The sequence below is a fragment of the Aestuariivirga sp. genome (genome assembly GCF_046294715.1).
In the GTDB taxonomy this organism is placed as follows: domain Bacteria; phylum Pseudomonadota; class Alphaproteobacteria; order Rhizobiales; family Aestuariivirgaceae; genus Aestuariivirga.
Genome location: NZ_JBKBKI010000025.1, coordinates 1 through 20,176 on the forward strand (window position 1 = coordinate 1; position 20,176 = coordinate 20,176).

23 protein-coding genes and 1 pseudogene are annotated in these 20,176 nt (G+C 65.3%); 15 read left to right on the forward strand and 9 right to left on the reverse strand.

Going from position 1 to position 20,176, the window contains the following annotated elements:
* From ACK4HL_RS15075 to ACK4HL_RS15090, 4 genes are all read right to left on the reverse strand, one after another.
* The coding region (locus ACK4HL_RS15075; protein ID WP_409761779.1) for an amidase at positions 1-594 on the reverse strand (594 nt) is incomplete at its 3' end.
* Positions 595-605: 11 nt separating this feature from the next.
* Positions 606-893 (reverse strand): Asp-tRNA(Asn)/Glu-tRNA(Gln) amidotransferase subunit GatC, encoded by a 288-nt coding sequence (gene gatC, locus ACK4HL_RS15080; RefSeq protein ID WP_409761781.1) that lies wholly within the window; start codon positions 891-893, stop codon positions 606-608.
* 48 nt (positions 894-941) lie between these two features.
* Positions 942-1,637 carry a GNAT family N-acetyltransferase gene (locus ACK4HL_RS15085; RefSeq protein WP_409761783.1) on the reverse strand — a complete coding sequence of 232 codons (696 nt, stop codon included), beginning with the start codon at positions 1,635-1,637 and terminating at the stop codon, positions 942-944.
* Positions 1,637-2,344 (reverse strand): metal-dependent hydrolase, encoded by a 708-nt coding sequence (locus ACK4HL_RS15090; RefSeq protein ID WP_409761785.1) that lies wholly within the window; start codon positions 2,342-2,344, stop codon positions 1,637-1,639. The genes ACK4HL_RS15085 and ACK4HL_RS15090 overlap by 1 nt, the downstream gene beginning before the upstream one ends.
* 97 nt (positions 2,345-2,441) lie before the next feature.
* Between ACK4HL_RS15090 and ruvX the strand changes: the two genes are divergently transcribed.
* The 6 genes from ruvX (at position 2,442) to dprA (ending at position 7,904) form a co-directional block, all read left to right on the forward strand.
* Positions 2,442-2,906 carry a Holliday junction resolvase RuvX gene (gene ruvX / locus ACK4HL_RS15095; protein WP_409761787.1) on the forward strand — a complete coding sequence of 155 codons (465 nt, stop codon included), beginning with the start codon at positions 2,442-2,444 and terminating at the stop codon, positions 2,904-2,906.
* The gene (locus ACK4HL_RS15100) at positions 2,903-3,838 is read left to right on the forward strand and encodes an AEC family transporter (protein WP_409761789.1); all 936 of its coding nucleotides are present in this window, start codon (positions 2,903-2,905) and stop codon (positions 3,836-3,838) included. The genes ruvX and ACK4HL_RS15100 overlap by 4 nt, the downstream gene beginning before the upstream one ends.
* A gap of 66 nt (positions 3,839-3,904) precedes the next feature.
* Positions 3,905-4,864: an aspartate carbamoyltransferase catalytic subunit gene (locus ACK4HL_RS15105; protein ID WP_409761791.1), complete on the forward strand. Its 960-nt coding sequence runs from the start codon at positions 3,905-3,907 to the stop codon at positions 4,862-4,864.
* Positions 4,861-6,177, forward strand: coding sequence for a dihydroorotase (pyrC, locus tag ACK4HL_RS15110; RefSeq protein ID WP_409761793.1), 1,317 nt, complete (start codon positions 4,861-4,863; stop codon positions 6,175-6,177). Before ACK4HL_RS15105 ends, pyrC begins: the two co-directional genes overlap by 4 nt.
* 27 nt (positions 6,178-6,204) lie before the next feature.
* Positions 6,205-6,804 (forward strand): glycerol-3-phosphate 1-O-acyltransferase PlsY, encoded by a 600-nt coding sequence (gene plsY / locus ACK4HL_RS15115; protein ID WP_409761795.1) that lies wholly within the window; start codon positions 6,205-6,207, stop codon positions 6,802-6,804.
* Complete coding sequence (gene dprA / locus ACK4HL_RS15120; RefSeq protein ID WP_409761797.1) at positions 6,801-7,904, forward strand: DNA-processing protein DprA; 1,104 nt, start codon at positions 6,801-6,803, stop codon at positions 7,902-7,904. The genes plsY and dprA overlap by 4 nt, the downstream gene beginning before the upstream one ends.
* Here the strand turns inward: dprA and ACK4HL_RS15125 are convergent.
* Together ACK4HL_RS15125 and ACK4HL_RS15130 are read right to left on the reverse strand one after the other, a co-directional pair.
* Entirely contained in the window at positions 7,893-8,597 is a 705-nt protein-coding gene (locus tag ACK4HL_RS15125; RefSeq protein ID WP_409761799.1) for a gamma-glutamylcyclotransferase, read from the reverse strand. The two genes, dprA and ACK4HL_RS15125, sit on opposite strands and share 12 nt — an antisense overlap.
* Before the next feature lie 20 nt (positions 8,598-8,617).
* Positions 8,618-9,244 (reverse strand): helix-turn-helix domain-containing protein, encoded by a 627-nt coding sequence (locus ACK4HL_RS15130; RefSeq protein WP_409761801.1) that lies wholly within the window; start codon positions 9,242-9,244, stop codon positions 8,618-8,620.
* A gap of 186 nt (positions 9,245-9,430) precedes the next feature.
* Here ACK4HL_RS15130 and ACK4HL_RS15135 point away from each other — a divergent pair, with 186 nt between their 5' ends.
* The 7 genes from ACK4HL_RS15135 (at position 9,431) to ACK4HL_RS15165 (ending at position 15,419) form a co-directional block, all read left to right on the forward strand.
* Positions 9,431-10,453, forward strand: a complete 1,023-nt coding sequence (locus ACK4HL_RS15135) for an NAD(P)-dependent oxidoreductase (RefSeq protein WP_409761803.1) — start codon at positions 9,431-9,433, stop codon at positions 10,451-10,453.
* Positions 10,450-10,791, forward strand: coding sequence for a DUF2849 domain-containing protein (locus tag ACK4HL_RS15140; RefSeq protein ID WP_409761805.1), 342 nt, complete (start codon positions 10,450-10,452; stop codon positions 10,789-10,791). Before ACK4HL_RS15135 ends, ACK4HL_RS15140 begins: the two co-directional genes overlap by 4 nt.
* Positions 10,792-10,795: 4 nt before the next feature.
* Entirely contained in the window at positions 10,796-12,451 is a 1,656-nt protein-coding gene (locus ACK4HL_RS15145; protein WP_409761807.1) for a nitrite/sulfite reductase, read from the forward strand.
* Positions 12,438-12,968: a DUF934 domain-containing protein gene (locus ACK4HL_RS15150; protein WP_409761809.1), complete on the forward strand. Its 531-nt coding sequence runs from the start codon at positions 12,438-12,440 to the stop codon at positions 12,966-12,968. The genes ACK4HL_RS15145 and ACK4HL_RS15150 overlap by 14 nt, the downstream gene beginning before the upstream one ends.
* Entirely contained in the window at positions 12,965-13,684 is a 720-nt protein-coding gene (locus tag ACK4HL_RS15155; RefSeq protein WP_409761811.1) for a phosphoadenylyl-sulfate reductase, read from the forward strand. Before ACK4HL_RS15150 ends, ACK4HL_RS15155 begins: the two co-directional genes overlap by 4 nt.
* 84 nt (positions 13,685-13,768) lie before the next feature.
* Entirely contained in the window at positions 13,769-14,560 is a 792-nt protein-coding gene (locus ACK4HL_RS15160) for a sulfite exporter TauE/SafE family protein (protein ID WP_409761813.1), read from the forward strand.
* A 103-nt stretch (positions 14,561-14,663) separates the two neighbouring features.
* Positions 14,664-15,419 (forward strand): FkbM family methyltransferase, encoded by a 756-nt coding sequence (locus tag ACK4HL_RS15165; RefSeq protein ID WP_409761815.1) that lies wholly within the window; start codon positions 14,664-14,666, stop codon positions 15,417-15,419.
* A 34-nt stretch (positions 15,420-15,453) separates the two neighbouring features.
* Here ACK4HL_RS15165 and ACK4HL_RS15170 read toward each other — a convergent pair whose 3' ends face one another.
* Entirely contained in the window at positions 15,454-16,110 is a 657-nt protein-coding gene (locus tag ACK4HL_RS15170; RefSeq protein ID WP_409761817.1) for a glutathione S-transferase family protein, read from the reverse strand.
* The gene (locus tag ACK4HL_RS15175) at positions 16,107-16,511 is read right to left on the reverse strand and encodes a rhodanese-like domain-containing protein (RefSeq protein WP_409761819.1); all 405 of its coding nucleotides are present in this window, start codon (positions 16,509-16,511) and stop codon (positions 16,107-16,109) included. Before ACK4HL_RS15175 ends, ACK4HL_RS15170 begins: the two co-directional genes overlap by 4 nt.
* 61 nt (positions 16,512-16,572) lie before the next feature.
* Between ACK4HL_RS15175 and ACK4HL_RS15180 the strand changes: the two are divergent.
* Positions 16,573-17,433, forward strand: a pseudogene (locus ACK4HL_RS15180) (DMT family transporter); the annotation flags it as partial.
* 28 nt (positions 17,434-17,461) lie between these two features.
* Here ACK4HL_RS15180 and ACK4HL_RS15185 read toward each other — a convergent pair.
* A complete protein-coding gene (locus ACK4HL_RS15185) occupies positions 17,462-18,691 on the reverse strand; it encodes an MFS transporter (protein WP_409761821.1) in 1,230 nt (409 codons plus the stop codon).
* A gap of 93 nt (positions 18,692-18,784) precedes the next feature.
* On the opposite strand from ACK4HL_RS15185, the gene ACK4HL_RS15190 reads away from it, so the two are divergent.
* Positions 18,785-20,176, forward strand: coding sequence for a cation diffusion facilitator family transporter (locus tag ACK4HL_RS15190; protein WP_409761823.1), 1,392 nt, complete (start codon positions 18,785-18,787; stop codon positions 20,174-20,176).

The following is a 20,176-nucleotide window of genomic DNA, read 5'->3' on the forward strand; positions in this document are numbered from 1 at the left end:
GGTGGGCTTGATCCCCACCGTGCCGGTGAAAGCCGCCGGCTGGCGGATGGAGCCGCCGGTATCGGTCGCGGTGGCGGCTGCGCAGATATGGGCCGCCACGGCCGCCGCAGAGCCGCCGGAGGAGCCGCCCGGCACCAGCGCGGCGTTGGAGTTCCTGCGCTTCCACGGATTGATGACGTTGCCGTAGTAGCTCGTCTCGTTGGAGGAGCCCATGGCGAACTCGTCCATGTTGAGCTTGCCGAGCATGACCGCGCCGTCGCGCCAGAGATTGGCGGTCACGGTGGATTCATACTGCGGCTTGAAGCCGTCGAGCACGTGGCTGCAGGCCTGGGTGTGAACGCCCTCGGTGGCGAACAGATCCTTGATGCCGAGCGGAATGCCTTCGAGCGCCCCGCCCTCGCCCTTCGCCAGCCGCGCATGCGACGCCCTGGCCATGTCGCGCGCCTTGTCCGGCGTTTCCACCACATAGGCGTTGAGCAGGCGCGCCCGCTCCATGGCGGCGAGATAAGCGTCGGTGAGCTCCAGCGCGGTGAACTGCTTCTTGTTCAGGCCGTCGCGGGCGGCGGCGATGGTCAGCGAGGTGAGATCAGTCATGTCGCTCGCCCTCACTCCACCACCTTCGGCACCATGAAGAACGCGTCTTCCTGGGCAGGGGCGTTGGCGACGATCTTCGCGGGGTAGTGGCCGTCGGTCACCTCGTCATTCCGCATCTTCATCTTCATGCTGACGACGGAGGTGAGCGGCTCGACGTTCGAGACATCGACCGCGTTCAACTGCTCGATCCAGCCGAGGATGGAATTGAGTTCGCCCGCCAGCCGCGGCACGTCCTCCTCGCTCACCTTGAGGCGCGCGAGCCGCGCCACCCGTTTCACGGTTCCCTGATCGACAGACATCGAGATTTCCAATCCTTGAAGGCTTCGAGGGCGCGGAATAGCACCCGCTCAGGCCACCTGCAACTTGGCTTTCTGGCGGCCCTTCGCGTCGAAATTCGAAGGTTTCAGCCAGGCTTCGAAACCGGCGCGGACGCGCGGCCAGTCCCTGTCCAGCATGGCATACCAGGCCGTGTCACGGTTCCGGCCCTTGACGATCATGTGCTGGCGGAAGATGCCCTCGAAGGCGAAGCCGAAACGCTCCGCCGCCCTGCGGGACGGGGCATTCAGCGCATCGCATTTCCATTCGAGGCGCCGAACGCCCAGATCGTCGAAGCAATGACGGATCATCAGGAAGATCGCCTCGGTGGCTTCCCGGGTGCGCTGCAGCCCGGGTGACATCCAGATATGGCCGATCTCGATCACTCCGTTCGCGGCATCGCAGCGCATGAAGGAGCCCATGCCGCAGGCCTTGCCCGTGTCGCGCCGCACAAAGGCGTAGAACCACGGGTCGCGCGAGGCTTCGCGCTCCTTGAGCCAGGCTTCGAACGCCTCGAAGGACTCCCACGGCCCGTAACCCATGTAGGTCCAGACGTGGCCTTCGGGATCATGATCCGCGAAGGAGCCGTAGAGGTCCTTCGCATGCGTCTCGGCAGAAACGGGTTCCAGCAGGATCCAGCGCCCGTGGAGGGGCCGCATGTCGGGGCGGGAGCCGGGCGGCTTCGGATCGACCACGGGCCCGACGGGCCGCTCCGCTTTCCGGGCCATCAGAGTTCCACCGCCTCGCCGGCCGTCATAACCTTCACCTTGCCCGCGTCGGGGCCCATGGCCTTCAGGAACTTCGAGGCGTCCGGGTCGACGAAGCCCTTGAAGGAGGCAAAGTGGCACGGGATGACCGTCTTGAAGTCGAAGAAGTTCCGGCAGGCATAGGCGGCCTGGTCGCCGCCCATGGTAAAGCGGTCGCCGATCGGCAGGATGCCGATGCTGGGCCGATGGAGCTCGTGGATCAGCTTCATGTCGGAGAACAGGCCGGTGTCGCCCGCCACATAGACCGTCTTGCCCTTCTCATGCCTCGGTTCGATCACGAATCCCGCCGGGTTGCCGAGATAGACGGGCGTGCCCTCCACGATGTCGGAGGAGGAATGCCATGCGCTGGTGAAGATCACGTCGAAATCATCGGAGGATATGCGCCCGCCATGATTGCCGGGGCTGTAGTTTTCGGCGCCCCTGGCATTGAGCCAGCTGCAGATTTCGAAGTTCGACACCAGAACGGCCCCCGTCGCCTTGAGGATCTCGAGTGCGTCGCCGACATGGTCGCCGTGGCCATGGGTGAGAAGGAGATGGGTGCAGCCCCGGCTGGCCTCCTGCCAGGTCGCCGTCGCGGCCGGGTTCCCCGTGAGGAATGGATCGATGAGGATCACCGACTTGCCGGTTTCGATGCGCAGGGCCGAATGGCCGTGATAGATGATCTTCATGCAGGCACTCCTTGGGTTGCGGTTCATGATCCACCGGCAGCGCGCCAATGGCAAGTTGGCGGTTTCCGGAAGGGCCGCGATGAGCTAGGTGAGCGCCATGGCCCCGCCCGACCCCACCCTCCGTGACGCGATTTCCTCCATCTCCCCCGACAAGCGGTTGATGGGGCTCGATCTCGGGACCCGGACCATCGGCGTCGCGACAAGCGACCGGACCCGCATGATCGCCACCCCGGTGGAAACCATCACGCGGAAGAAATTCACCCAGGACGCCGAGCGGCTGCTTGCCATGATTGCGGCGGAGAACATCGGCCTGATCGTGCTGGGGCTACCTGTGAACATGGATGGCAGTGAGGGGCCGCGGGCGCAGTCCACCCGAAGTTTCGCGCGCAATTTCGCCAGGCTTTCCCCGATCCCGATCGTATTCTGGGACGAGAGGCTTTCGACAGCCGCCGTCGAGCGCATGCTGATCGCGGCGGACGCCTCGCGCGCCAAGCGCGACGAGGTGATAGACAAGCTCGCCGCCGCCTGGATCCTGCAGGCCGCACTGGACTCGCTCCGATGACCACGGTCTTCCTCGCCCTCCTCCCGGTCTTCATCGTCATCCTCATCGGGTTCGCGCTGAAGCGCTTCGAGGTGATCGGCGAGCAGCAATGGCACGGACTGGACCAGATCTGCTATTTCGTGCTGTTCCCCGCCATCATCTTCAAGGAGATCGCATCGGCCGATTTCGCCGGTGTCCCGGTGCTGGAGATGGCGGCGGCCATGATGCTGGCCGTGCTCGTCATGATCGGGTTGCTCGTGCTGTTTCACCGGCCGGTGATGGCAGCGCTGAGGATCGACGGGCCGCAATTCACCAGCCTCGTGCAGGGGGCGGCACGCTGGCACACCTTCATCGCCTTCGCCATCATACCTCTGCAGTTCGGCCCCAAGGCGCTGTCGCTCGGAGCGGTGAGCGCCGCCGCCATGACGCCGCTGCTCAACATTCTCTGCGTCATCGTCATGTCGCGCTTCGCCCGCGAGACTCGGCTCGATGCCGGCAAGCTGGCGCTTTCCATCCTGCGCAACCCCTTCGTGTTCTCATCGCTGGGGGGCGTTGCCTGGCAGGTGGCAGGACTCGAACTTCCGCCCATGGCGCTGCAGGTGCTCGACATGATCGGCAGGGGGGCCCTGGGCCTCGCCCTGCTCACCGTCGGCGCCGGGCTCCGCGTGGGATCCGCTATCTCGAGCTTCGCGCCGGTGGCCGCCGCCACCGTTCTCAAGCTGCTCGCCATGCCGCTCCTCATGGCGGGCTGCCTCGTCCTCATGGGTGTCGAGGGACAGGCATTCGCCGTGGCTCTCCTCTGCGGTGCGGTGCCGACGGGGTCCGGCGCCTATGTGCTGGCCCGCCAGATGGGTGGCGACGCGACCATGGTGGCCAATATCCTGACGCTTCAGGTAATCGCCGCCGCCCTCACCATTCCGCTTGTGCTCTATCTCGCGGGCGTCGCCTCCTGAGCCCTGTGCAGAAGCCTGAGAAGCGGCTTGCGGGGCGGGAGAGAAGCGCCTACACAACCGGCTTTGATGACACGCGATCCCCGGCCGCCGCTCCTCAGGGCCCAGCACCTGCTGGCCATTGACGATGTTTCCTCCCTCGAAGCCGTCCGCATCCTCGACCTCGCAGAACGCTATGTCGAGGTGAGCCGCCAGACCGACAAGCGCCAGCCCGTCCTCCAGGGCCGCACCCAGGTGAACCTGTTCTTCGAGGCCTCGACCCGCACCCAGAGTTCCTTCGAGATCGCAGGCAAGCGCCTCGGAGCGGACGTCATGAACATGGCAGTGGCCACCTCAGCCGTTTCCAAGGGCGAAACGCTGCTTGATACGGCAATGACCATCAACGCCATGCAGCCGGATTTTCTCGTGGTGCGACACCAATCCTCGGGTGCGGTCGAACTCCTGGCGCAGAAGGTCTCCTGCGCGGTGATCAATGCGGGCGACGGCCAGCACGAGCACCCAACCCAGGCGCTGCTCGACGCCCTCACCATCCGCCGTCACAAGGAGCGTTTCGAGGGCATCGTCGTGGCGATCTGCGGCGACGTTCTGCATTCGCGCGTGGCCCGCTCGAACATCCACCTCCTGAACAAGCTGGGCGCCCATGTCCGGGTTGTGGCGCCGTCGACGCTGCTTCCTTCGGGCATCGCCAACTTCGGAGTCGAGGTCCACCGGAGCATGGAAACCGGCCTCAAGAACGCCGACGTCGTGATGATGCTGAGACTCCAACTCGAGCGGATGACCGGCGCCTTCGTGCCTTCGATCCGCGAATACTACCGCTTCTACGGCCTCAATTCCGACAAGCTGAAGCTCGCGAGGCCCGACGTCATGGTGATGCACCCGGGCCCGATGAACCGCGGAATCGAGATCGACTCCGACGTTGCCGACGGTGCGCAATCGGTGATCCGCGAGCAGGTGGAGATGGGCGTGGCCGTGCGCATGGCCGTGCTCGACGCGCTCTCGCGCAACATGCCGGGCGGAGGAAACGCATGAGGAGCGCCGCCAGGCATCACGCGAGCCGCCGCGCCTATGTGAACGCCGAGATCGTCGCTCCGGCGCAGGGGCTTGCCGGCAAGGGCGGCATCCTGATCGAGGATGGCTGGATCCTCGGAGTGGGCCCCAAGGTTACGCGCGAGAACGCAGGGCCTGGCACTGCCGTGATCGACTGCACCGGGCTCGCACTCATCCCCGGCCTGATCGACATGCGTGTCTTCACGGGGGAGCCAGGTACGGAGTATCGCGAAACGCTGGCGAGCGCTTCGGAAGCCGCCGCAGCGGGCGGCGTTACCACCATGATCGTCATGCCCAACACCCAGCCGTTGATCGACGACGCCGCAATCGTCGACTTCATCATGCGAAGGGCGCGCGACACCGCGTCGGTGCGCGTGGCTCCCATGGCGGCGATCACCAAGGGGCTCCAGGGTGAGTTGATGACGGAAATCGGCCTCCTCAAGGAAGCGGGCGCCGTGGCGATCACCGATGGCACGCGGGCAGTGGCCAATGCCAATGTCTTCAGGCGCGCACTCACCTACGCGCGGGATTTCGACATGCTGGTCGTCCAGCACGTGGAAGAACCCTCGCTCGCCTCCGGCGTCATGAATGCGGGAGAAACCGCGAGCCGCCTCGGCCTTTCCGGCAACCCCGCAATGGCGGAAGTGATCATGCTGGAGCGCGACCTCCGCCTCGTCGAGATGACGGGCGCACGCTACCACGCATCGCAGGTTTCAAGCCGTTTCTCGGTGGAGGTGATCCGCGCCGCCAAGGCGAAGGGTCTTCCGGTGACCTGTGGGGTATCGGTGCATCACCTCGTGCTGAACGAGAACGACATCGGCGCCTACCGCACCTTCTTCAAGCTCTCTCCGCCGCTCCGCTCGGAAGAGGACCGCCGCGCCCTCGTCGAGGCAGTCGCCGATGGAACGATCGACGTGATCGTCTCGGGCCACGATCCGCAGAGCGCCGACACAAAGCGCCTGCCCTTCGCGGAGGCCGCCTTCGGCGCCATCGGCCTCGAGACCATGCTTCCGGCGGCTCTCGGACTGCATCACAACGAGGGGCTGCCGCTTTCCCGCCTCGTCGAGGCGATGTCGTCGAAACCCGCCGAAATCCTGGGACTGGAGACCGGGCGGCTCGCTCCGGGGGCACCGGCGGATTTCGCCCTGGTCGATCTCAACCTTTCATGGACGGTGGAGGAGGAGGCGCTCCGTTCTCGCGCCAAGAACTCGCCTTTCGAGCATCGCACGCTCAAGGGGCGCGCCGTCGAAACCGTCGTTGCGGGCGAGAGCGTTTACGCTTACGTTAGGTCATGACACTGGGAAGAAACTGAAATGGCGGGCATGTCGGCACTTGAAATGGTGATCGCGCTGGCCTTCGGCTATCTCTGCGGCACCATACCTTTCGGACTGATCCTCACCAAGTCCGCGGGACTGGGTGACATCCGATCGATCGGTTCCGGCAACATCGGCGCCACCAATGTCCTGCGCACCGGCAACAAGAAGGTGGCCGCACTCACCCTGCTTCTCGACGCGCTGAAGGGCACCATCCCCGCCCTGCTCATGGGCTGGCTCTACGGTCCGCAGGCCGCGGCCCTGGCCGGGCTCGCTGCCTTCTTCGGTCACCTTTTTCCGATGTGGCTCGGCTTCAAGGGCGGCAAGGGCGTGGCAACCACCATCGGCGTTCTCTTCGGCCTCTACTGGCCGCTGGGGCTGGTCTTCATCGCCGTGTGGATCGCCATGGCGTTCATCTTCCGCATCTCCTCGCTGTCCGCCCTCACCGCGAGCTTCTTCTCGCCCATCGCCGCCTATCTCGCGGGGCGAAGTGACATCGTCCTTCCCGCCGCCATCATGGCCATCGCCGTCTTCATCACGCACCGGGCCAACATCGCCCGCATCGTGAAGGGCGAGGAACCGCGCATCGGCAAGTCACGCGCCGCATGAGCCCCGCGGCACTCTCGGAGAAGGAACGCCGCGACTGGCTCCGCCTCTCGAAGAGCGAGAATGTGGGCCCCTCCACCTTCAGGACGCTGCTCAGGCGCTACGGTTCGGCTGCCGCTGCGCTCGATGCCCTTCCCCAACTCGCCCGCAACGGCGGTCTCGGCCGCTCACCTCGGCTCTACGGCTGCGATGCGGCAGAACGCGACCTCGAAAACGCAGCCGCGTTCGGCGCCCGGTTCGTGGCGTGGAGCGAGGCGGATTACCCGCCGCTGCTGCGCGAAACCGACGGCGCACCGCCGCTCCTCTGCCTCAAGGGTGATGCCGGCCTGTTCAGGCGGGAGAGCGTGGCCATCGTAGGTGCGCGCAATGCCTCGGCCATCGCACGCAAGTTCACACGGAGCCTTGCCCGCGAAATCGGCGGCGAGGGCCACGCCATCGTCTCCGGCCTCGCCCGCGGCATCGACACGGCCGCTCATGAGGCATCGCTGGACACCGGCACCATCGCGGTGGTGGCAGGCGGCGTCGACGTGGTCTATCCGCCGGAGAACGAGGCGTTGCATGGCGCCATCGGCGAGCGTGGCGTCATCGTGTCAGAGATGGTGCCGGGCACCGTGCCCAAGGCCGAATATTTCCCGCGGCGCAATCGCATCGTATCGGGCATCGCCCGAGCCCTCATCGTGGTCGAGGCCGCCGTGCGCTCGGGCTCGCTCATCACCGCGCGCTTCGCCGCCGAGCAGGGCCGCGATATCTTCGCCGTTCCCGGCTCCCCGCTCGATCCGCGCTGTGAGGGCAGCAACCGGCTGATCAGGGACGGAGCGGCGCTCCTCCTCTCCGCCCGCGACGTTCTGGAGGCACTCGACTCCGGCCCGCGGCAGGTCCAGATGAACCTGTTCGAGCCCGACCCCCCGCCGATCGCCCGTCTCGAGGCTGGCGAAGCGGAGAGCCGGAACCTGCTGGAACTGCTCTCTCCAACCCCCATCGACGCCGACGACCTTATGCGCGAAAGCGGCCTCGACGCTCAGACGCTTTCCGCACTCCTCCTCGAACTCTCCCTCGCGGGCCGCATCGTCAGGCACCCCAACGGCGAGGTATCACGGGCCTGAGGGCTCGGCCATGGCGCGGATCTCCGCCGCAACCAGGTGCTGCAGCTCCCAGAGATAGGAATCGTGAATGCCGAGTTCCTCGAGCTTCAGGACCGTATGGTGAAGATAGGCCGCCCCCGAGCCGCCATGGCCCGCAGCCCGGGCCAGCATGTGCGCCTGGGCATGGAGCGGCAGCCTCACGTAGAAGCGGTCACGACGCATGCCGGCATAGAATGTGAGCGCCTTCTGCCGCTCGCCCTCGATGTCGACTTCGACCCAGCGCCAGGCCCGGGCGAGACGCCGGTAGGGAACCTCCCGCCGCATCAGCCTGTCGAGCTCGGCGGCGGCGCCCTCCTCCGGGATTCGGAACACCTCGCCCTTGCAGGAGCCGCCATGGTCCAGCGCCAGCATCAGGCCGGGCTGCTCGGGCGATCCCCTGAAACGCAGGAGCTGCATGCAGAAGGCGCGGTGCCAGCCGCGCAACCAGGCTCCCCGCCGCGTGTCGAAGGAAAAGCCCGGGTTCCACAGCAGCGAACCATAGCCGAACACCCAGACCGGGCCAGGCCCATGCTCCCGCAGGATGCTTTGGACGGCGCGGGCGAAATCCTCGTCCGTCATCGGAACGCGGTCAGGGTCGGGCGGCAGGTGATCCTGTGGAATCTTGCGGTCTACCCGCGCCACGAGGTCATGCGTGAGAACGACTTTCCTGCGCATCGCCCTCCCCGGTATGGCACCTAGCCGGCACGGGCCTCCGCCGATCCCAATTGCCGGAGCACCAGCACCATTGTGGCGTGAGCCTCGCCCTCGCCGACGTTGACGATCCTGTGGGCAAGGTCTCCCCGGAAACGCAGCGTCTCGCCGGCCTTGGCAAGGCGTGTTTCACTGCCCGACGTGACCTCCACCTCGCCTCCCAGCATGTAGAGATGCTCGATCGTCCCCGGCGGATGAGGATCGGACTCCAGCACGCCCCGCGGCTTCGCACGGAAATCATACCATTGCACCTGCTCGACCAGGTTCAGCGGCCCCGCGATGGCCAGCCGGCAGAGACCGTCTTGGCTCTCGAGAATGGGGACACCGGATTTCGACTGGTGCTCCAGGAAGACCTGCTGGCCTTCGGTGCGCAGAACCTCGTCGATCGTCGTGTCGAGGGCCTTGGACAGACGATAGACCGTGGAAAGCGTTGGGTTCGTCTCGTTGCGTTCAATCTGCGAAATGATCGATTTCGCAACGCCGGATTGCTCCGACAGGTCGCCGAGCGACATGTTGTACGCCTTGCGCAACCTCTGGATGGTTTTGCCCAAGGATGGAGTGGGATCGAACTCCTGGGGCGAGCCGTCTTTCCTGCCGCGACGCGTTGACATTTGGTCGTCCTGTAGTTAGAACTTGTGTTCGATAAAACGAACAACACCGGCGTCCGGTGCTCTGTCGGGCTCTCTGATAGCGCGTTTTCGTCTTGAAGTTCAAACGAATTCGTGGCCGCAAGGGGCAAACCGTACGGAACTCCGAACGTTTGAAACAGCGAACGGACATCGTAGGGAGCGGCCGCCATGCGCTACTTTCCCATTTTCGTCGACCTCAGGAACCGGCCCGTGACCGTCGTGGGCGGAACCGAGGAGGCGCTGCGCAAGGTGCGCCTGCTGCTCAAGACCGAGGCGGTGATCAACGTCGTGGCGCCCGCCCTGCATGACGAACTCGCCGCCGAACCGCGCGTCAACTGGATCGCCCGCCAGTACCATGCCGGACTTCTGGAGGGCGCGGCGCTCGTCTATTCCGCCGAAGCCTCACTCAACGCGCGGGTCGCCGCGGACGCGCGAGCACTTGGCATTCCCGTCAACGCCGTCGACGAGGCTGAAATCTCGAGCTTCATCGTCCCCTCGATCGTCGACCGCGACCCGATCGTGGTGGCGATCGGCACGGAGGGAACCGCCCCTGTCCTCGGCCAGGGCCTCAGGGCCCGGATCGACGCCTTGCTTCCCCATGGCCTTGGCGCCCTGGCCAGGGCCGCCGCGGAGCTGCGCGAACGTGTCGCCTCCCTCATTCCGCCGGGCAACCGCCGCCGTGCCTTCTGGCAGCGCTTCTTTTTCGGCGATGTGCGCGAGGCCTTTCTCGCAGGCGAATCCTGCGGCTATCTCGCCGGTGTCGAGCGGCTGTTCGAGAGCGAGGCGAGCCCGCAAGCGGGTCGCGTTTCCTTCGTGAGCCTGGGTTCCGCCGATCCCGAACTCCTCACGCTGAAGGCGCAGCGCAAGCTGCACGAGGCGGACGTGATCGTGCATGACCGCACGGTGCCTGCCGCGATCCTCGAGATGGCCAGGCGCGATGCGTTGCGGCTTGCCGTGCGCGGCGAACTCTATGACGGGACTGCCGACATCCTGATCGCCGAGGCCCGGGCCGGAAAGCTGGTGACCCGTCTCTCTGGCTCGGAGCCTCCGCTCGAGGAAACGGTCGCCGTCGCCGCCGAGGGCATCGCCTTCGAGACGGTACCGGCCGTAGCCCCGGCGAAACCCGCCGAGGTCATTCCCTTTCCGGTCCGCGAGGACCTCCGTGACGCCATTCTGAGAGCCGCATCATGACCAAGCCTGAAAAGGGACAGCTCGTCACCGCCAACCGCCTGAGGGACGGCACCGTCGTGTTCATGACACGCTCCGGCGACTGGAGCGAGGCCATCGACGAGGCCGTGCTGGCACTCGAGCCCGAGGCCGCCGCTGCGCTCGAGGCACGCGCCCGCGAGGATGAGAAACGGACGCTCGTCACCGGCACCTATCTCGTCGACGCGGAGCGCCTCGGGGGGCGGGTCCGTGCCACGCACATCCGCGAGCGCATGCGTGCCCTTGGCCCCACCGTGAGAACCGACCTCGGCAAGCAGGCTGAAGGCAAGGGTGCGGGCTTCGCGGCCCCTGAAGGAGTCTGATCCGATGTACCGTTACGACGAGTTCGATCACCAGTTCGTGCGCGAGCGCACCCGCCAGTTCCGCGACCAAGCCGAGCGCCGCATGCGGGGCGACATGACAGAGGATGAATTCCGCCCCCTCCGGCTGATGAACGGCCTCTATCTGCAGCTCCACGCCTACATGCTGCGTATCGCCATCCCCTACGGCACGCTTTCGAGCCGCCAAATGCGCCAGCTCGCCTTGATCGCCGAGAAGTGGGACAAGGGCTACGGACATTTCACCACCCGCCAGAACATCCAGTTCAACTGGATCAAGCTGGAGGATACCGCTGATATCCTGGATGCGCTGGCGGACGTCGAGATGCATGCCATTCAGACCTCGGGCAACTGCATCCGGAATGTGACGACCGATCATTGGGCGGGCGCTGCGGCCGACGAGATCGCGGATCCGCGCCCGGTTGGGGAACTTCTCCGCCAGTGGTCGTCGCTCCACCCCGAGTTTTCCTTCTTGCCTCGCAAGTTCAAGATCGCAGTAACGGGCGCACCCAACGACCGGGCCGCGGTCAAGGTGCATGACATCGGCCTCAGGCTGCACCGCAACGACACGGGCGAGATCGGCTGGGAGGTGATCGTGGGCGGCGGCCTCGGCCGCACGCCGATGGTGGGCGTGACCGTGCGCGACTTCCTGCCCCAGCACGAGCTGATCGGTTATCTCGAGGCGATCATGCGCGTCTACAATCTCTATGGCCGTCGCGACAACAAGTACAAGGCGCGCATCAAGATCCTCGTCCACGAGATCGGCGCAGAAAAGTTCAAGGAGGAGGTCGAGGCGGAGTATGCGAAGCGCCCCCACCCCTCGACCGAGGTCGAGGAGCGGGAGCTGAAGCGCATCGCCGCCTATTTCTCTCCTCCCCAGCTCGAGAAGCTGCCCCGCTGGTCGCCCGCCTTCGAGGAGGCAAGGCTCCAGAGCCCCGCCTTCGCACGGTGGGCGAAGAACAATCTGGGCCCGCACCGTGCGGACGGCTACACCATCGTCAACATTTCGCTGAAGCCCGATGGCGGCATTCCTGGGGATGCCACGGCCGAACAGATGCGGCTGATGGCGGATCTCGCCGAGCGCTACAGCTTCGACGAGCTGCGCGTCAGCCATTCGCAGAACATCGTGCTGCCGCATGTGAAGAAGGAAGACGCCTTTGCTGTCTGGCAGGCGCTGGATGCGGCGGGGCTTTCCACCGCCAATTACGGGCTGGCGGGCGACATCATCGCCTGCCCCGGCCTCGATTATTGCACGCTGGCCACGGCACGGTCGATCCCAATCGCCCAATCGATCTCTCGCAAATTCGCGGACTCGAAGAAGCAGGACGAGATCGGCAAGCTCAAGATCAACATTTCGGGCTGCATCAATGCCTGCGGCCACCACCACGTGGGCCACATCGGCATTCTCGGCCTCGACAAGAAAGGCGAGGAATTCTACCAGATCACGCTCGGCGGCTCCTCTGCCGAGAACGCCTCGATCGGCACCATCCTGGGCCCCGGCTTTGCCGGCCACGAGGTGGCGGACGCCATCGAAACCATTCTCGATACCTATCTCGAACTTCGCGAGCCCGGCGAGGAATTCCTCGCCACCTATCGCCGCCTCGGTGCCAAGCCCTTCAAGGAGGCTCTCTATGCCGCTGCTTAAGAACAATGCGATCGTTTCGGACACCTGGCTTCACGCGGAGGCCGAAGGCGATCTTCCGAACGCCGGCGACGTCATCGTTCCCTTCGCGCGCCTCCTGAAGGAGTGGGGCGCGCTTTCGGAGCGTTCCGGCGCGCTCGGTGTTCGCTTCGGCAATACCGACCGGCCGGAAGCGCTCGCCACCTTCCTCCATCGCCTGTCGGTGATCGTGCTCCCCTTCCCTGCCTTCGGTGACGGGCGCGCCTACTCGATTGCCCGCAAGCTCCGCGAGATGGGCTACCGGGGCGAGATCCGCGCTGTCGGCAATGTGCTCCCCGACCAGCTGCAATTCATGCTGCAGGTGGGCTTCGACGCTTTCGAGATCGGCGAGCGCTTCCCCCTCGAAACCTGGCAAAAGGCATCGCGCCAAATGTCGCTTGCCTACCAGCGCGGGCTCTTCCGGCGCGGCTCCGAGGCCGAGATCTGGACCGAACGCCACACCGACGCCGAGCCCTGGCTCGAACAGCCGCACGCCGGGTGAGCAGCTTGGAAAAGCAGATTTTCGAGAGCTATGCGGGTCTTGAGGGCCAGCAGCTGCTGGAACCCATCTTGCGTGATTTCCACGGCCGCGCCGCAGTGGTGTCGTCCTTCGGTGCGGAGTCGGCGGTGTTGCTGCACATGGTCTCCCAGGTGGACCCCTCCACGCCGGTGATCTTCCTCGATACGGGAAAGCACTTTTGGGAAACGATCTCCTATCGCGCCAAGCTGGTGGACCGCCTGGGGCTCACCGGCGTCAGGGTGATCACGCCGGATAAAGCGCTGCTCGCAGCGCAGGATCCGGACGGGACGCTCCACAAGAAGAACGCCGATCACTGCTGCCACATCCGCAAGACGTTGCCGTTGGAGCGGGCACTCGCCGGTTTCGACGTGACCATATCGGGCCGCAAACGCTACCACGGCGCAGCGCGCGCCACGCTCGACTTTCTGTCGATCGGCGATGGGCGGCTCAAGGTGGAGCCGCTTGCCGGCTTCTCCGCTCTCGATATCGCGGCTCACATGAAGGCGCATGATCTGCCCACCCACCCGCTGACCGAAATCGGCTATTTCTCGATTGGCTGCGAGCCCTGCACGCTGCCCGGCGGATCGGCGGCGGACCCGCGCGCCGGGCGCTGGGCAGGCACCGGGAAGACCGAGTGCGGCATTCACTGGACTCACAACGGGCAGGCGATCACGCCCCTCTCGCGTGCCGCGCACTGAAGAACCGCTCGGACTGCTTCACATCCACCGCGGCGACTCGTCGCGCTTCACCCTTGGCAGGTTGTCGGCCAATGCAGGACACGCATGGAACCCTGGATCGTTGACTTCCTGATTTTCGCTGCCGTCGGCTTCTTCGCACAGCTGATCGACGGCGCGCTCGGCATGGGTTATGGCGTGATCTCGTCAACCGTGCTGCTGGCCTCCGGCGTTCCGCCCGCCCACACCTCCGCCAGCGTCCATGCCGCAAAGCTCTTCACCACCGGTGTGTCGGGCACCTCCCACATCCTGCATGGCAACGTCGAACGACGCGTGCTGCTGATCCTTTGCGTCACTGGCTCGATCGGCGGAATTTTGGGCGCCATGGTCCTCGTCAATGCGCCAGCGGGGGTGATCCGGCCCTTCGTCTTCGCCTATCTTGGCGTGATGGGGCTTGTCATCATCTGGCGGGGCCTCATGTTTCCGGCGAACAAGACCGTGCCGGGAAAGTTCATTGCCCCTCTGGGCACTGCCGGCGGCTTCCTCGATGCCATCGGTGGGGGTGGATGGGGGCCGGTCGTCACCTCGAGCCTGATCGGTGCGGGCGCCGCCCCACGCTACGTGGTGGGCACGGTGAATGCGGCCGAGTTCGTCGTCACCTGTGCGGTGGTTTCGGCCTTCGCCGCCACTATCGCGTTCGGCGTGTGGGAAGAATCGAAGGGTATCGCGGAGCATCTCACTGCCGTCGCCGGACTCGTCGTCGGCGGCCTGCCCTCGGCCATACTCGCTGGCTGGCTGCTCAAGATCGCGCCCCGCAAGCCGCTGATGATCGCCGTCGGCCTGCTCATCCTGGCCATCGCGGGATGGGAACTCTCCAAGGTGTTGACCTTCGCTCCATAAGCAGAGTTGCGATGCCAAAGTCGCTGTTGCGGTGCGAGACCAACTGAACGACAGTATCTCCTCAGGGTTGAGCTGAACCCGGCACAGGCCGGCGGAGAGATGAATGGCCGTTGAAACTGTCATCTACGACTTCGGGGCAAACAACGGAGACGACGTCGACTATTACCTCAAGAAGGCGGACCGCGTCATCGCCGTCGAGGCCAACCCCGAACTCTGCGACGGCATGAGAATGAGATTTGCCCATGAACTCGCCGTTGGAAGGTTGATCATAGAGAATGCCGTTCTGACAGCGGCACCCGGCGCGGAAAAGGTTCCATTTTATCTCCACAAGACCAACCACGTCCTCAGCCAGTTTCCCCGGCCAAACCCGGAAGCGATGAAGGAGTTCAAGGACGTGATGCTGCCGGCAATCCCGGTGGCGGAAATCGTAAGGCGCCACGGCACGCCGCATTACGTCAAGATCGACCTCGAGCACTTCGATGCTGCCGTGCTACGTGCCTTGTTCGAGAACGGCATCTTTCCCGAATACATCTCGGCTGAAGCCCACACCATCGAGGTTTTCTGCCTGCTGGTGGGCCTGGGAGGATACAAGGCGTTTAAGCTCGTAGACGGAAGCTCGGTTGCAGCCCGCTACGGCAAGCACTTCATCATGACGCCTTTCGGACGCGAAACACATTCCTTCCCTTTCCACTCCGCCGGGCCCTACGGCAATGATATCGAGGGGACATGGATGACGGCCGATGCGCTTTTCAAGGTTCTGAGCATCGTCGGGCTCGGGTGGAAAGACATTCATGCAAGCCGAGCGGACGAGCCGGTTGCCAGAATTCCCCGTTGGCTCGTCGCCGGGTCGGGCACCTGAGGCATCGGCGTCGGGGCCGCGCCGCGGAAATCCCTCAATCCACCTCGTCGGCGGGAACCGTCCAGACTTCCTGCAATGCTGCAGCCCGCCATTGGCCGAAGGCCTCGGTGTTCATGACCGCCTCCATGTAGGCCCGGCTCTCATCCGTCACCTCTATTGCGTAGGTCCGGAAGCGGGAGACGACCGGCGCAAACATGGCGTCGGCTATGGAGAAGCGGCCGAACAGGAACCTGCCGCCCTTGCCGAACCGGCCGCGGCAGAGGCGCCAGAGTTCCTCGATCCGTGCCACGTCCCTGAGCACGGCCTCGTTCAGGGGCACGGGCTTTACGGCCCGCCTCAGGTTCATCGGGCAGGCGCTGCGCAAGGCAGCGAAACCGGCATGCATTTCGTGCGAGACGGCGCGCGCCAGCGCCCGCGCCACCATGGCTTTCGGCCACAGATGCTTTTCCGGAAACAGCTCGGCCAGGTACTCCATGATGGCGAGCGACTCCCATATCGTGTGCCGGCCGTGATGCAGCACCGGAACGCGCCCCGCGCCGGAGTGCGCCGCGATGAGCCGTGCCGTTTCCGGCGTGTCAAGCGGGATCACCGTCTCGCGGAAGGGAATTCCCGCCATGGTGAGCGCCATCCACGGCCGCAAGGACCAGGAGGAATAGTTCTTGTTGCCGATGACGAGATGCAGGTTGCTCACTTGTGTTCGACCTTCTCGATGGGGCCACCTGCCTCCTTCCACGCCGAGAAACCGCCCGTCATGTTGAACACCGGCTTCAGCCCCATGCGCTGCAGGATCTCGGTGGCGAGCAGCGAACGCCAGCCGCTGGCGCAGTGGATGACAAAGGTCCTGTCTTCGGCGAAAACAGGCTTGTGATAGGGACTCTCGGGGTCGACCCAGAATTCAAGCATGCCGCGCGGGGCATGGAAGGAGCCGGGTATGCGGCCCTCCCGCTGGATCTCGCGAATGTCGCGGATGTCGACGATCACCACGTCCGGGCGGCCCAGCATCGCCACCGCCTCTGCGGGAGAGACATGGGAGACCTGTGCCTCCGCCTCTGCCATCAACTGCCTGTGGCCAAGGGTGATCTTCTGTGGCATGCCCCCTCCTCCAACTTCTCCCGGCTTCTGTTGCGCGCCGGTTCAGGCCCCGTCAAGTGAAATGGCTCTCCCACGACAGCTCCGCCCTCCCGGACTTCTGGACTTCGGCAAGATCGCGCTTCTGGGCTCCATCTGGGGCTCGGCCTTCCTCGCGATCAAGATTTCCGTCCACGAGACGGGGCCGCTCTGGCTGGTGATGATCCGCGTCGCGGTGGCCTTCCTGCCGATCGCCCTCTTTGCGGCCTGGCGCGGCGATGCGCTTCCGCCCACCACCCGGGAGTGGCTCATCATCATCGCCATGAGCCTGCTTAATACCGTAGGACCGTTCTATCTGATTTCCTGGGCGGAACTTCACATCCCGGCAGGCATCACCTCCCTCATCATGGGCGTGGGCCCGCTCGCGACGATGCTGGCCGCCCACTTCACCACCCCGGACGACCGCTTCACCGGAAGCAAGCTCGCCGGAATGCTGCTGGGCTTCGCCGGCCTTGCCCTGGTGGTTGGCCCCGAACTCTCCCAGGGGCTCGGCTTCGATGCGCTCGCCTATGCCGCGGTGTGGGCGGGAATGCTGTGCTATGTGGCGGCGGGAACGCTGATCCGCTTCGTGCGCCGCACCAGCGTCACCATGATGACGGCCGTGAACATGGGGGTTGCAGTCCTCTCGCTGGTTCCGCTTCTCCTCGTTCAGGGCCAGTCCTGGCCGGCCATGAGTCCGTCAGGCTGGGTCTCGGCGCTCTATCTCGGACTCGTCTGCACCGGGCTCGCCTATCTGCTGCGCGCCAACATCACACTCACCGTCGGGCAGACCTACATGAGCATGGCAAGCTATTTCATGCCTGTCTCGGGCGTGCTGCTGGCCTGGGCGATTCTGGGCGAGCCCATCACGTGGCACATTCTCGCGGCCCTCGCCTGCGTGGTCGGGGGATTCGTGCTCTCGAAGCGCAGGGGCGCTAGAGTGATTTCGGAAGATGGCGCCAGGCAACCAGCCCGATGCTGCAAAGCGCCACAGCGAGGATCACGAAGACCGTTCCGATCGGCAGCCACAGCAGGGCGAAAGCGAAGACGAAGGCCGGGATCAGTTCCGAGCAATCGATATAGCTTCGGTAGACCGCTGCCATTTCCTGGCGCTCGCGGTGGCGCACCGCTCGGAGGAAGGGGATGCCGCCTACCCCGTCCAGCGCCGAGGCCGCGACGGAGCCGAGAAGCAGGCAGGCGATCGTCACATAGGGATGGCTGGTTCCCGCCAGTCCTGCGGCGAACGAGGCGCCAGCGGAGAACAGGAAAGACGCCGCGATCACCGCCCGAACCCCGAACCTCTGGGCGAAGCGGCCGGAGAGCCAGGCGGTCAGCAGCACTGCCTGGCTGGCGGAGATCATCAGTCCGCCCAGCGTCTTGCCGAGACCCGCCTCGACGAGCAGGAGTGGCCCATAGATGAAGAAGGTGGACCAGAAGCATGACCGCCCGAAGGCAATGAGCCAGGCGAGCCTCAGGCGTGGCTGCTCCACGAACCGGCTGACGTTCCGAAGAGCCTTGAACCCTTCGAGATTGCCGGGCGGCATGGCATTCACGCTGTCCGAGAGCCTGAGATACCAGAAAAGCGCCAGGAGCACCCCGGCCGAAACGACTGCCGCGACCTGCGGTCCCCACGGCCCGTACTCCACATAGAGCCAGACACCGAGCGCCGGGCCTGTCATCCATGAAAAGGTCGAGAGGCTGAGCCGCAGCGGCTCAGAGCGCGCCAGGTCGGCCCGGCGGATATGGTCGAGGATATAGAGCGAGAGCGTGATGTTCATGACCGCCGCGCCGAGGTTGCGCAGCATCATGCCGGCGGCCTGGCCGACCACCACGTGGCTCGCCAGCGCAAGGCTGGCCGCGATCATCAGCACGGCGCCGAGGGTGTAGGCCCAGCGGCGGCGCAGCCGGCCCAGGACGTGCGGCAGCATCAGCGTGAGAAACAGGACGCTCACCGAGACGGAGGTGGCGAGCACGCTCACCTTCTGGGCATCCCCCAGGATGTCATAGGCCTGGAGGGAAACGACCGTGGAATTGAGCGCGCGCACGAAGGATTCCGCCGCGAACAGGGCCGCGAAGGTGTAGGCGCCCGCGCGGCGCGGCAGCGGCAAATCCCGGGATGAGAGGTCGGACGGCATGATGGATTCGTGCTGACAGACCAGCACCATTCACGGGCGTTCCGCAACTCCCCCGCCGGAGAGGCCCGCATGCTCGCCACGTATGGCTTGAGCCCCGCACGCGGTGGGACTAGAGACGGTTCCATGCCCCGTTCCGAGAAGCAGGAAGTTGCATTTGTATCCATGCTGGCCAGCGCCTTGCTGGCGGCATCGAAATTCATTGCGGCGCTGTTCACCGGGTCGCTCGGCATATTGTCCGAGGCGATCCACAGCCTGATCGACTTCGGAGCGACCATCGTCACGCTGCTCGCCATCCGCTGGGGAGACCAGCCGGCCGACGAGGAACACCACTACGGCCACGCCAAGATCGAGAGCATTGCGGCGCTCGTCGAGACTGCCCTGCTCTTCCTCACGACCGCGTGGATCAGCTGGGAGGCCATCCGCCGGCTGTTCTTCGGCGAGCAGCACGCGGTGGAGGTCACCTGGTGGGCGGTTGCCATCATCGCCGGCTCGATCTTGATCGATTTCAACCGCGCCCGGGCGCTGAAGAGGGTGGCGGAAAAGACATCGAGCGAGGCACTCGAGGCCGATGCCCTGCACTTTTCAGCGGACATGTGGAGCTCGATCGTGGTGCTGGGCGGCCTGGCCGCCGTGTGGGTGGGGATTCCGGCCGCCGACTCGGTCGCAGCGCTCGTGGTGTCCGTCTTCATCGCCCATGCCGGCTGGCAGCTCGGCACGCGGACCCTCGGCACCCTTCTCGATACCGCACCCGCGGGTGCCACCGAGGTGGTGCGCGGACTGGTGAACGACATTCACGGTGTTCTGGCCATCGGATCGATCCGCCTTCGTCCGGCGGGGGCCACCATGTTCACCTCGATCGTGGTGGAGGTTGCGCGCACCATGCCGATCGACGACATCGTGAAGACCAAGGACGCGATCCACCGGGCGGTGCAGGAGCGCTTTCCGAACGCCGACATCACCGTCACCGCCAATCCGGTGGCGCTCGACAACGAGACGATCTTCCAGAAGGTGATGCTCATTGCCTCCCGGCGCAATCTTGCAATCCACCACCTGAACGCGCAGGAGATCGGCGGCCGCCTGGCGATCAGCTTCGATCTCGAGGTGGATGGCTCGATGTCGCTCGGCGAGGCGCATGACACGGCAACGGCGCTGGAGGAGGCGATCCGGACGGAACTCGGGAGCGATGTTGAGGTCGAGAGCCATATCGAGCCTCAGCCTGACCGCATGCTGCGGGGCCAGGATGCTCCCTCGGGCCTGGCCGCCGAGGTTTCCGCCGCCCTTGCCGCTCTGGCGGCCGCTCATCCCCGGCTGACCGATATTCACAGCGTCAGGTTGCGACGGAACGACGAGGGGCTGTTCCTGCACTATCACTGCCGCTGCTCACCCGCCGACACGGTCGAGAACATCCACGACGACATCGACCGGGTGGAAGCGGGGCTCAAGGAGCGCTTCGCCGACATCCGACGCGTCATTGCCCACGCTGAGCCGATCGGCGCCAAACGCCACCCGCTGTGA